The organism is Proteus mirabilis HI4320, assembly GCF_000069965.1.
GTDB classification, from domain to species: domain Bacteria; phylum Pseudomonadota; class Gammaproteobacteria; order Enterobacterales; family Enterobacteriaceae; genus Proteus; species Proteus mirabilis.
Genome location: NC_010554.1, coordinates 2,591,722 through 2,604,876, shown reverse-complemented (window position 1 = coordinate 2,604,876; position 13,155 = coordinate 2,591,722). Strand labels below are relative to the sequence as shown.

Annotated in this window: 9 protein-coding genes and 1 tRNA gene; 5 read left to right on the top strand and 5 right to left on the bottom strand. The window is 37.1% G+C overall.

Going from position 1 to position 13,155, the window contains the following annotated elements; genetic code table 11:
• The first annotated feature begins 30 nt into the window (after window positions 1-30).
• Both PMI_RS11775 and PMI_RS11770 read left to right on the top strand, forming a co-directional pair.
• The gene (locus PMI_RS11775; protein ID WP_017628548.1) at window positions 31-1,551 is read left to right on the top strand and encodes a methyl-accepting chemotaxis protein; all 1,521 of its coding nucleotides are present in this window, start codon (window positions 31-33) and stop codon (window positions 1,549-1,551) included.
• Between the two features lie 224 nt (window positions 1,552-1,775).
• Window positions 1,776-2,675 carry a LysR family transcriptional regulator gene (locus PMI_RS11770; protein ID WP_012368335.1) on the top strand — a complete coding sequence of 300 codons (900 nt, stop codon included), beginning with the start codon at window positions 1,776-1,778 and terminating at the stop codon, window positions 2,673-2,675.
• Between the two features lie 72 nt (window positions 2,676-2,747).
• Here PMI_RS11770 and PMI_RS11765 read toward each other — a convergent pair whose 3' ends face one another.
• Window positions 2,748-5,033, bottom strand: coding sequence for an FdhF/YdeP family oxidoreductase (locus tag PMI_RS11765; protein ID WP_012368334.1), 2,286 nt, complete (start codon window positions 5,031-5,033; stop codon window positions 2,748-2,750).
• A 662-nt stretch (window positions 5,034-5,695) separates the two neighbouring features.
• On the opposite strand from PMI_RS11765, the gene PMI_RS11760 reads away from it, so the two are divergent.
• The 3 genes from PMI_RS11760 to PMI_RS11750 are packed head-to-tail and all read left to right on the top strand — an operon-like array spanning window position 5,696 to window position 8,212.
• Window positions 5,696-7,048 carry a cytochrome ubiquinol oxidase subunit I gene (locus PMI_RS11760; RefSeq protein ID WP_004245592.1) on the top strand — a complete coding sequence of 451 codons (1,353 nt, stop codon included), beginning with the start codon at window positions 5,696-5,698 and terminating at the stop codon, window positions 7,046-7,048.
• Complete coding sequence (gene cydB / locus PMI_RS11755; RefSeq protein ID WP_012368333.1) at window positions 7,048-8,055, top strand: cytochrome d ubiquinol oxidase subunit II; 1,008 nt, start codon at window positions 7,048-7,050, stop codon at window positions 8,053-8,055. Before PMI_RS11760 ends, cydB begins: the two co-directional genes overlap by 1 nt.
• On the top strand, window positions 8,033-8,212 hold the full coding sequence (locus PMI_RS11750) for a DUF2474 domain-containing protein (protein WP_012368332.1): 180 nt from the start codon (window positions 8,033-8,035) through the stop codon (window positions 8,210-8,212). Before cydB ends, PMI_RS11750 begins: the two co-directional genes overlap by 23 nt.
• An 81-nt stretch (window positions 8,213-8,293) precedes the next feature.
• Here PMI_RS11750 and PMI_RS11745 read toward each other — a convergent pair whose 3' ends face one another.
• The 4 genes from PMI_RS11745 to rpoD form a co-directional block, all read right to left on the bottom strand.
• Complete coding sequence (locus PMI_RS11745) at window positions 8,294-9,211, bottom strand: bestrophin family protein (RefSeq protein ID WP_004249454.1); 918 nt, start codon at window positions 9,209-9,211, stop codon at window positions 8,294-8,296.
• 255 nt (window positions 9,212-9,466) lie between these two features.
• Window positions 9,467-10,150 carry a DNA-binding protein gene (locus PMI_RS11740; protein ID WP_223842426.1) on the bottom strand — a complete coding sequence of 228 codons (684 nt, stop codon included), beginning with the start codon at window positions 10,148-10,150 and terminating at the stop codon, window positions 9,467-9,469.
• Window positions 10,151-10,698: 548 nt separating this feature from the next.
• Window positions 10,699-10,775, bottom strand: a tRNA-Ile gene (locus PMI_RS11735).
• A 382-nt stretch (window positions 10,776-11,157) separates the two neighbouring features.
• Window positions 11,158-13,014, bottom strand: coding sequence for an RNA polymerase sigma factor RpoD (rpoD, locus tag PMI_RS11730; protein ID WP_004245586.1), 1,857 nt, complete (start codon window positions 13,012-13,014; stop codon window positions 11,158-11,160).
• Between the last annotated feature and the right edge of the window lie 141 nt (window positions 13,015-13,155).

Sequence of the window (13,155 nt, the reverse complement as noted above, 5' to 3'; positions counted from 1 at the left end):
TGTTATTTAATTACCGGGGTGGATTATTTCATGAGTATTGAAAGAACAGCGAAAGTAGGCTCTATTATACTATTAGCTATTTTCTTAGTGACATCAGCTTTATCATCGTTTTTTATTTATCAAATGCAGGATAATTTTGCTTCATTAAACTCGTTAACCACGAGATTAAATAATGTACAAGAGGCAAGATATGAACTAGCAACCATACGCTCTCATGTTAACTTTTTAGTCAATATTGGTCATGAAAATTTAGATATGCAAGAAACCAAAGCTCGATTAGTTTCTGAAGCTAAAACATTAGCGGCTAAATCAAAAGAGACAATTAACGCTTGGGAAAGGGAAAGCAAAATCAGTGCTGACGCACAAAGAAACTCAGAACAATTATCGGCACTATTTATCAAACTCGTCGATACTATTATTGCGCCTATTGATACGCTAGCTTATGAAAATATTGATTTATCGAAAGATTTTTCAAAACTTGCTGAGTTGTTTGATGAATACTTAGTGATAACTCAAAATGTTAATGATCAAATTGAAGACGAACAAAAATGGATGTTTCAACTCTTTATTTACACTACATGTATTGCTTTAGTGATACTGATTGGACTGCTTTATTTAGTGATCCGTTGGGTTAATAAAACCTTTCTCTTTAACCTCAATACGCTCTCTGCCATTTTGCAAAAAGTGGGAGAAGGGAATTTAAACTTCTCGTTACCCAAAAATAGAAAAGATGAGTTTGGTACACTATTTTCTCATGTCGGTGATATGCAAAATGCACTGACATCGACTATTGGTTTGGTGAAAGAAGAGGCATTAGTGATCAAAAGCGGTTCAGCAGAAATCGCAGCAGGTAATCAAGATCTCTCTTCTCGTACAGAAGAGCAAGCGAGTGCATTGCAACAAACCGCAGCCAGCATGGAAGAGATAAAAATTGCGGTAGTGAATAATACCAATAATGCCGTATTAGCAAACTCTATCACAGCACAAACGCGTGATTTGGCTATCGATGGCGCTAGCATTATGAATGATGCCATTACTTCGATGAAAAAAATTGAAGTCGGTACGTTAAAAGTCGCTGAAATCAATGACGTGGTAAACAATATTGCCAGTCAAACCAATATTCTTGCGTTGAATGCGGCAGTGGAAGCCGCTCGTGCAGGGGAGCAAGGGCGGGGTTTTACAGTTGTTGCAACAGAGGTTCGCAATTTAGCGGCCAGAAGTGCGGAAGCCGCTCGTGAAATTAATCAGATTATTCGAGCTTCTGTGGCGGATGTCGCACATGGTCGTGAACTGGTTAATAAAACCGGTGAGCATATACAAGAAATTGTCACCTCAATTACCAAAGTAAGCGATATCATGCAGGGAATTAGCATTGCATCGGAAGAGCAAAAAGTGGGAATTGAACAAATAGCCGTCGCGATAAATCAAATGGATTCTGTGGTTCAGCAAAATGCGGCTTTAGTAGAACAAGGAGCCACCTCAACCATGATGTTAGATGAAAAAGCACAAAATCTGATCGATAAAGTATCAGTTTTTCAAATCAAAGAATAAGCTTATCTTTAATTAATACATTAATATTTTAGTAAAAATAAACTCACCTTAGTTGAAATATTAGGGTGAGTTTTTTTTATTTTATGGCTAATCGATAAGGCGATTATTTCTTTTCTCTTCGTTTATTATTGAAAAATAATTATAGACAGCGCAAACTTTAGTGTTGTTAATAGTGCAATATAAAAACAGATAACTATTCCCTTCACCTGCAAATGACGAGGTTATTGCGTATCGATATTAAACAGTTATTTTATTTAATCGCTTTGGATAAAACGCAACATTTTGGTCAAGCTGCCGAGATGTGCCATGTTACGCAACCTACCTTATCAATGCGATTACGTAATTTAGAAAAAGAGCTTGATGTGGTTCTTATCAAGCGTAGCTCTCGCTTTGAGGGATTTACCGAAGAAGGCGAGAAAATATTAAAATGGGCGAAAACTATGCAATCTGCTTACGATGGATTACAAGCAGAAGCCGCTAACTTTCGACAGCAACTATTTGGGCAACTGCGTATAGGTATTGTGCCTTTAACCAATTTAAATCCTATGCTGATGTTGCAGAAAATATCGGCACTATTCCCAGAGATAAGTTTTCAGGTGCTCTCAACGAATAGCGAAAATATTATAGATCGACTTAATAGTAATAGTCTTGATATTGGTATCTGCTATTTGGAAAAAGCGAATACTCAACAGCATGAAATTTATGCATTAAAACAAACGGAGTTAGGGCTTTTATTTCATCGCAATCACTTTATGCCTTCAACAAGAACTATCTCGTGGCATGAAGCGGTTAAACAACCATTGGCTTTATTAAATAAAGAGAATCACTTTAGGCAATCCGTGGATTTAGCTTTTCAGCGTTATAACTTACACCCCAAGGTGTTGGTCGAAAGTAGTTCTACATTACATCTTATACAATCAGTTAATGCAGGGTTTTGCACCTCGATTGTCCCTATTGCTAAAGGTATGGAAAATCTCAGCCAAGATCTAGATGTTGTACCTATTGTTGATGCAACCATTAATGCCCCATTGGGGATTGTGATCCGCAAAGAAGAGCCGCGCTCTATATTAATTGAAAAATGTTTTGCACAAATGCGTACTTACTTAGAAAGTACAGGTCTATAGATGGATAGAGATAAAAAGGCGAGTATTAATAAATAGCTCGCCTTTGTTTTTTGTTTTGCGTATGAATTATGATTAAGCGACTTGTGTTTTTTTATCATAAATTCTGACAGGTATTGCTTTATAAGAGGGGGTTCCACTCTCTTTATCAATATAATCTAATGGTACAAGGACATTGGCTTCTGGGTAATAAGTGGCCACTGTGCCAGGAGCAATGCTAAATGAAACAACAGTTATATTATCAAGCTGTAGTTTTCTATTTTCGCTGACCGTTTCAATGGTGACTTTATCACCTTCGTTTAAGCCTCTTGCTATCATATCGACATTATTCATAAACAGTATATCGCGTCTACCAAAGATGCCACGATAGCGATCATCAAGTGCATAAATGGTCGTATTATATTGGTCATGACTACGAATAGTGACTAAACGAAGAACATCATCACCCATGACCATTTTATTCTCTTTCACACCTTTAAATACCGAGAACATGGCTTTACCTGTGGGGGTATCCCAAACTCTCTCAACGGCAGGGAGTGGCATACGGAAACCCCCGGGAACACGAATTCGTTGGTTGTAATTATCAAATCCGGGAATGGTTTTTTCAATCATATCGCGAATAAGATCATAACTTTCCGTAAATCTTAGCCATGGGGTTTTGCTATCTGTCAGTGTTGCAGCAGCCATTTTTGCAACAATGACAGGCTCTGATTTTAATAATGGTGAAGCGGGTGTTAATTTACCAGAAGAGGCATGCACCATTGACATTGAGTCTTCGACCGTGATGGATTGACGACCTAATGCTTGTACATCTAATTCTGTTCTCCCCAAGCAAGGTAATATAAAGGTATTTTTTGCCGTTAATAAATGTGAGCGATTTAATTTAGTGCCGATGTGTACACTTAAATCAAGCTTTCTCATTGCAGCAAATGACTGTTGAGGGTCGGGTAATGCCACGGCAAAATTACCCCCTAAACAAATTAACGCTTTTGCTTTGCCATCAACCATCGCTTGCATTGCGTTAACTGCATCGTGACCATGTTTATAAGGTGGTTTAAAACCAAAAGTTTGTTCTATTTTTTGTAAAAATTCGACAGATGGTTTTTCTGTGATCCCAACAGTTCGGTTACCTTGCACATTAGAGTGCCCACGTAATGGACATATGCCAGCACCCGGCTTACCAATATTCCCTTTCATTAATAACAAATCAGCAATCAGACGCACATTCGCTGTACCTTTGTTATGTTGGGTGATCCCCATACCATAGGTAATAATGGTGGCCGGAGAATTGGCATAAAGGAGTGCGACACTCTCAATATCTGCTTGCGAAAGGCCACTTTCACTTTCAATATCTTGCCAAGAAGTTTGTTTAAGATCTTCAACTACGGCTTCAAAACCTAGTGTATGCTCAGCAATAAAATCGTGGTCGAGAATATCTCCACGCTCATTATCCCACTCAATTAAGGTTTTCATAATGCCTTTTAACGCCGCAGCATCACCACCGGCTTTGACTTGATAATAAGATGAGGCGATATTGGTTGAGCTATAAGTCGCCATCTCAATAACACTTTGAGGGTCGGTAAATCGCTCTAAAGCACGTTCTTTCAATGGATTAAATACAACAATAGGTACACCACGACGAGCTACTTCATGCAGTGTTCCCATCATTCTTGGGTGATTAGTTCCAGGGTTATGTCCAATGGCAATAATGAGTTGAGTGTTATCAAAGTCATCTAAAGAAACTGTGCCTTTACCTATGCCAATCGATTGAGGTAAGCCTACACTAGTCGGTTCATGACACATGTTTGAGCAATCAGGAAAATTATTGGTGCCATATTCTCGCGCAAACAGTTGGAATAGATACGCGGCTTCGTTGGAAGCTCTACCTGAGGTGTAGAATTCAACACTATCAGGTGATGGCATATTTCTTAATAGCTCACCAATACGAGTAAATGCTTGCTCCCAAGTCACAGGACGAAGAGTGTCAGTATCTGCATCATAAGCGAGAGGATGGGTTAAACGACCGTAGCCTTCTAATTCGAAGTCTGACTTTGTCAGCAATTCTGTTACGGTATGTTGTGCTAAAAATTCAGGTGTGACTCTTTTTTTTGTTGCTTCCCATGTGACCGCTTTAGCTCCATTTTCACAAAATTGGAAAGTAGAATGATGCTCTTTGTCTGGCCATGCACAGCCGGGGCAATCAAAACCATCAGGCTGATTAGTATTAAGCAATGTTTTAGGTGCAATAAAAGCATCCATTTGAGTGCGTACCGCGATAGCTGTTGCTTTTAATGCCCCCCATCCTCCTGCGGGTCCATTATAGGGTTTCACTCCAGGAATAGGTGATTTTTTCTTACTCATATAGACATTCCTAAAACGTTAATAATAATATTTAATGATGAATAGTTAGCAGGTGAATATAAAAAGCAATAAGGTTATATAATTTAAAATATATTTCTTACTAGAAATAAAGGATATATTTAGACTTGTTAATACCAATAAATAATAATTTATTGGTATTAAAGTTATATAATCTGCAATTCTTCTGTTACTTAAGAAGTTAAAATAATGTAATTATATTGTCAATGAGTAAAATAGGCTAAATGACGCTTTATAACTTTATTTTATATGATGATAGAGCATATCTATCGTGTGATAAAATCAATTTATTTGACTCTCTGTTATTACTTGGTTAAAAATGTTAATACGCTAATGGACAAGTTTTTTAAACTTGATTTATTGAAAAAATGACGAAATAACAGTTTGTTGGCTACCATGGTATCGTTATGTGATTTATTACGTAATGATTTTTTGTTGTTCTCTTTTTTAGTAATTAAGAGAGGGGGATTTAAATAGTATATCTATATAAACTCACTATCTTCAGTTTTTACTTTCTGAAAATAAAGTGAGGTTAATCAGCATTCATAATAAAAACTAAATAAGATTTTTGTGAGAAAAATATAATTAGGATAATAGAAAATGAATAAATTTATAGAATATAGATTTATATCGAGAGAGGCATTATGTTTGGATTAGATGCTTTTCACCTAGCAAGAATACAATTCGCGTTTACCGTTTCATTTCATATTATATTCCCTGCTATCACCATAGGATTAGCTAGCTTTCTAGCCCTATTAGAAGGCTTATGGTTAAAAACAAAAGAACCAAGTTACCTTTCTTTATATCAGTTTTGGATAAAAATTTTTGCCGTAAACTTTGGCATGGGGGTGGTATCAGGGTTAGTGATGGCATATCAATTCGGGACTAACTGGAGTGGTTTTTCACAATTTGCCGGTAGTATCACAGGGCCGATGCTAACTTATGAAGTCTTGACCGCCTTTTTCTTAGAAGCGGGATTTCTTGGCATTATGTTGTTTGGTTGGAATAAAGTGGGGCGAAAACTTCACTTCTTTGCAACTTGTATGGTAGCGCTTGGCACATTGATTTCTACTTTTTGGATCTTGTCATCCAATAGTTGGATGCAAACACCACAAGGCTATGCTATTGAAAATGGTGTTGTCGTGCCTGTTGATTGGCTACAGGTCGTGTTTAATCCTTCCTTCCCTTACCGTTTATTGCATATGTCTATTGGGGCTTTTTTAGCCAGTGCTTTATTTATCGCCTCTTGTGCCGCATGGTTATTATTAAAAGGACAAAATACAGCACCTGTACGAAAAATGTTTTCTATGGCCTTATGGTTAGTACTAATTATTGCCCCCATACAAGCGTTTGTAGGAGATGCTCATGGATTAAATACACTAGAACATCAACCGGCTAAAATCGCAGCTATAGAAGGGCATTGGGATAATGCAACGAAAGAAGCGACTCCGCTGATTTTATTTGGCATCCCAGATATGGCGGAAGAAAAAACAAAATATGCGATTGAAATTCCTTATTTAGGTAGCCTGATCCTTACCCATAGTTTAGATAAGCAAATTCCGGCATTAAAAAGTTTTGCACCGGAAGATAGACCTAATTCTAGCATTATATTTTGGTCATTTAGAGTCATGGCAGGATTAGGTATGCTGATGATTTGTTTAGGTTTGTTGAGTATTATTTTACGTAAGAAGAAAAGACTCTATCACTCACCCTTTTTCTTACGCTTTGCTTTATTAATGGGGCCTACAGGACTGATTGCGATCCTTGCGGGGTGGTTTACCACAGAAATTGGCCGTCAGCCTTGGGTTGTTTATGGTCTACAACGTACCAAAGATGCCGTTTCTGCTCATGGTGATATTCAAATGAGTTTGAGCTTATTGGCCTTTATTTTGGTTTATTTTTCAGTATTTGGCATCGGGTATTTTTATATGGTGCATCTGATGAAGAAAGGCCCTGTAGTGCTTAAATCCGACCAATTAACACAGGGTGAAAAATAATGAATATTGATTTTTCGATGATTTGGTTTGCGATCATTATTTTTGCCACACTTATGTATATTATTGCAGATGGATTTGATCTGGGGATTGGCATTATTTTGCCTTTTACCCGAGATAAAATACAAAGAGATACCATGATTAATAGTGTGGCACCAGTTTGGGACGGCAATGAAACATGGTTAGTATTAGGAGGGGCTGCGCTCTATGGTGCTTTTCCTCTTGCCTATGCAGTTATTATTGATGCGTTAACAATACCACTGACATTGATGCTTATTGGGCTTATTTTCCGTGGTGTGGCATTTGAATTTCGCGTTAACGCACTTCCTAAACATCGCCTATTTTGGGATTCAGCTTTTATTGGTGGCTCTTTTCTTGCTACCTTTTGCCAAGGGATCACAGTAGGTGCAGTTATTAATGGTTTTAATGTGACAGAGCGCCATTTCAGTGGCTCGGCATTGGATTGGTTAACACCATTCCCTATTTTCTGTGGTTTTGCTTTGTTAGTCACTTATGCATTGTTAGGCAGTTCATGGTTGATTATGAAAACAGAGCATCAACTGCATCGTAAAATGTGCACTATAACGGTGTATCTGGCTATTACATTGCTGGTGGTGATTGCAATAGTAAGCTTATGGACACCACTCACACATGCAGATATTGCACAACGCTGGTTTAGTTTACCTAATTTATATTTTTTATTACCTGTTCCGTTGCTCGTATTGGCTTGTGCTTGGGGCATTGTTCGTAGTGCCTATAATTATGGTCATTATCAGCCTTTTCTATTATCACTTTTATTGGTACTTATTGGTTTTGCAGGATTAGGGATCAGTATCTTTCCTTATATTATTCCACCTTCTATTTCGATTTGGCAGGCGGCAGCACCTGTTTTAAGTCAGCAATTTATGTTAGTTGGAGCGGTTATAATTATTCCTGTGATATTAGCCTATACCAGTTGGAGTTATTATGTATTTCGTGGAAAGGTAAATGCCAATGAAAGTTATCATTAGTCATTTTTTAACAATAAAACCAACGAAAAATAAAGCTCGTTGGTATCAACAAATCGGATGGATGATAATTATTTGGTCTTTAAGTGTATTAAGTCTTGCAATTATCGCCTCATTATTTAAATTATTAATGTACAGCGCAGGAATGAGAACGCATTAATAACATAAAAGATGTATTATTAATAAAAAAGGCAGTGTTATTAATTAACACTGCCTTTTTTATTTGTTTTTATTTTATTAATTACAATAAATTATAATATTGGTCAGGTTTAACTCTGATGGGGAGTGGAGTGATATCTTGCATCTCTAATAAATTCCTTTCTATGGTGTTACATATTGCATTTAATGGTAAGTCATTGGCAGAAACACCGAATGGATCTTCTAACTCTTCAGCTAATGAGTCCCAAGATAAAAAAGTATAAGAGATAAATACGGAAACAAATGGCGTCATATAGTGGAGATCGGCAACCAATGCAAAAGGTAGCAGAGCACAGAATAGATATACCGTACGTTGCAATATGAGCGTATAGGCAAAAGGTACAGGAGTATTTGAAATACGTTCACAGCCACCCAATACATCAGATAAGTTATTAATATCTTTATTAATTGATTGAAAGATAACATCACTTATTACTTTGTTATCTCGCAACTCGCCAATTTTTAGGCCAATATGTAATAAAATCCGATTAGTGGGGTAAGGGCTATTCATTATCTCATCAAATAAAGGTCGGGGTAAGAGGCGATAGAGATCGACCATTGGGTTTGTTTTTCTTAGCTCATGTTTTAGACTCCAACTAAAAGCAATAAGTAGATTAGAAAAGTCACGATTAAATTGTTTATCTTCCGGTAATAAGGCTTTTATATTTCTTAATATGTTGCGATGGGTAATTAACATATTTCCCCATAATGTCCTTGCCTCCACAAGTCGACTATAACTTGCATTATTTCTAAAACCAAGAAATATTGCGATAGCAATACCTAATAAACTAAATGGGGCAACAGTTAAATGAATACCTAATAATTCATACCATTGATAAACCAAAATAGCGATAATAGACATTGCAATATTAAGACATAAACGAAAGATTATTTTTGATAGCACTGAACCGTGCCAATCAAATAACCGAAAAAACCAGTGTTGATTAGGACGTATGACCATAATAGTAGTGATATAAAAAGAAAGTTTGTTAAGTTATTATCGCAATAAAATAAATAATAATCTAATTAATTCTATTGAAAGATTAAGATTGTTATATCAACAATATAGTTGATATAGCCCAGTCCGAAAGTTCAGACTTTCATAATACACTTAATTTCTTTCCTCATCTTCAGAAAGGGAATAATTCAAATGCTGAACCAATGGGGTATTTTCAAAAAAAACTTAAGATTTTTAAGTTTGTTTTTGTCCATCACTTCAAACCCTTATAATTCCATTCTCTTTTCTTATGTATTCAATACAAATATTCAAAAGACCTTCAGTGACATAACTCAGAAATGCAAGCTCTTCATCTAGCCACTGGCGTAACTGTTCTTCGGTAACAGAATAAACCTCATTATCAAAAATTTGAGATCCTTCGTTTTCTTCATTAACATAGCACCCGATCACTTCATCAAATAAAACCGTGCCTTTAAACTCGTTATATAAATCCATATCTGTACACATCCGCTCCAGTGGGAGTAATTCCTGCGACCCAAAATAGTCATCCAATTCTTCATTGGTATAAATAGCGGATTTGAGAATATGTTTCCATACATGTTCTGGACAGTATTTTTTTGTATTAATTAAACTAAATCGTTCTAGCCCGCTTTCTTCGATGGGTTCTGGATAGATAGTAATGAAAGCGGAGTATGTAAAAGTAAATTTTTTGCGTAATAGCTCCATTAATAACGGATTTACTTTTTCATATTTTTCATAATCAGTGTGTAGGGATTCAAGCATTGTTCTTAAGGTTATGAGACATTGGCATTCTTCAAAAAGAGTTTTGCTTATTGTTGCAGCATAAACAGCTTGCTTTGCTTCTTTTTCATAATCTTCAATATTGTTATACTCTTTGAAGGTTTTAAAATTCTTTTCAGTTATTGTATTTTTTCTTGCCAACCATAAAACTCTAATCCTGCAAATAACCATCAAAACAATTAGAAATAACAAAAAACCAAGAAAAAAATACATACCGACCCTTATAAAATAATAATTACAATTTTTTATAATAATATAATACTTACCTTAAATTAATTATATTTTTTATGTAGTTAAAAAAACAAAAATCTGGTTTTTATATTGGAACGATTTACCTACATCTCCATCAAATTTCGTCAGTAGTAAGGAGGGGGATCTGTATATGCTGAGCACAGTTTGTCACAAATACACCAAACTACATGGTCGGTTTTGTGATGCGCTTCCGCGTGCTGGCGAACTGTCCGTTAAGCTGGTGGCTATAGAGATTTTTGAAACTGAAATGAATTACAAATATATTGGGGAAAATTAGCATGACATACTTTGAGAAAATAAAAGTTGTCGTAACATGTCATGAAAAAAATTAGGGCAGTAAAAAAATCTCAGGGGACAAAAAGGGGGCAATAACCCTTAGATACAAAAAAGCCACTTACTAAGAAGTGGCTTAATATGCTGATTTAACAGCTAAAATTTGGTGGCCCCTACTGGACTTGAACCAGTGACCAATCGATTATGAGTCGACTGCTCTAACCAACTGAGCTAAGGGGCCTTAATGGTGTGAGATTATACGTGCCATTTGAGGCGAGGTCTAGCCTTTGTGTGACTGTATGCGCAATTTGTGTTCAATATAGAGCAGAAAAAATAAATTAAATAATAATCTTTTATTTCAATGAGATAGTCTAAAAAGAAAGACTTGATGAGTAAAAAATCGACAAGGGTAAAAATAAAAGGGTGATTTTTTGTAAATAGAGGTAGAAAAAATCAGCAGATTTTTAGCGAAAACGATAGCGGTTACTTAAGATAGACCAAAAGAGAATAGGGATGATAAAAGCAAATTATCAGCGCTGAAAACAGATATGGTTTAGACCAGATAATAAAAAACGCCTGTGAGTCACAGGCGTTTGTATTACTACCAAAATCAAAGAGATTGATTATTCATCAAGGAAGCTACGTAGCACTTCAGAACGGCTTGGGTGGCGTAATTTACGCAACGCTTTTGCTTCAATCTGACGGATACGTTCACGGGTAACATCAAATTGTTTACCCACTTCTTCCAATGTATGGTCGGTATTCATATCGATACCAAAGCGCATACGCAGGACTTTAGCTTCACGCAGTGTTAAACCACCTAATACTTCGTGTGTCGCTGAACGTAAGCTTTCTGATGTTGCTGAATCCAGAGGTAATTCGAGGGTAGTATCCTCGATAAAATCACCTAAATGTGAATCTTCATCGTCACCAATTGGGGTTTCCATGGAGATAGGCTCTTTAGCGATTTTTAGTACCTTACGGATTTTATCTTCAGGCATCAGCATACGTTCTGCAAGCTCTTCTGGTGAAGGCTCACGTCCCATCTCTTGCAACATTTGGCGCGAGATACGGTTTAGCTTATTAATCGTTTCAATCATATGTACCGGAATACGAATGGTACGTGCCTGATCGGCGATTGAACGAGTAATAGCCTGACGGATCCACCATGTTGCATAAGTTGAGAACTTATAACCACGACGATATTCAAATTTATCAACCGCTTTCATTAGACCAATATTCCCTTCCTGGATCAGGTCAAGGAACTGTAAGCCACGGTTGGTATATTTTTTCGCGATAGAGATAACTAAACGTAAGTTCGCTTCGACCATCTCTTTTTTCGCACGGCGTGCTTTTGCTTCACCGATAGACATACGACGGTTAATATCTTTAACCTGTTCGATTGTCAGTCCTGTTTCAACTTCAATTTGTTGTAACTTTTGTAAGCTACGTTGTACTTCTTCTTCAATACCTGCCAGTTTTTCAGACCAAGGTTTATTCATCGCACGAGCGGCAGTAAACCATGTGTCGTTAGTTTCATTTCCTGTAAACAGAGTAATGAAGTTTTTCTTAGGCATTTTGACCTGATCAACACAAAGACGCATGATGTGACGCTCTTGAGCACGGACTCTGTCCATCATTTCACGCATGTTGTTAACCAGATAATCAAACTGTTTTGGCACTAAGCGGAACTGTTTGAAAATTTCTGATAACTGTAAAATTTCCAGTTCGGTATCTTTATGATTACGACCTTTGGCCTTAATAGATTGACGCGTTTTTTCGTACTGTTCACGAAGCTCGGTGAATTTTTGGCGAGCAAGTTCAGGATCGATGCTGTTATCATCATCGCTATCGCTGTCTGTGTCGCTATCTTCATCTTCGTCTTCATCTTCGTCATCGGCGCTGTTGTCGATTTCATCGTCGTCTTTGCCTAAATTGACATCATCACTTTCTGCCACTTCTTCGGCATTAGGGTCAATAAAGGCAGTAATTAAATCAGAAAGACGCGCTTCACCGGCTTCAACACGATCATATTGTTCAAGAAGATAAGTGATTGCTTCAGGATATTCAGCAACTGAGCATTGAACTTGGTTAATACCATCTTCAATACGTTTTGCGATATCAATTTCACCTTCCCGGGTGAGCAGTTCAACGGTTCCCATTTCGCGCATATACATACGCACAGGATCGGTTGTACGGCCAATTTCAGATTCTACACTAGAAAGTACCTGAGCAGCGGCTTCGACAGCATCATCATCAGTGTCATTTGAATTTTCTGCCAACATCAGATCATCGGCATCAGGTGCTTCTTCCATGACCTGAATGCCCATGTCGTTAATCATCTGGATGATGTCTTCGATTTGATCTGAATCGACGATATCTTCCGGCAGATGGTCATTGACCTCAGCATAGGTCAGGTAGCCTTGCTCCTTACCTTTCGTAACAAGTAGCTTCAGCTGTGACTGCGGGTTTTGCTCCATAAGACGGTATCCACACTTCAAAGTAATTTGGGTTGGTGTCGGTCGGCGATAAACGGTTCAGCCAACAATAACTACGGAGGGGCATTTTCATTGTCGATTGCTACGATCCCCTCAGCGTAGCAAATGTAGGTTATTTTTTAT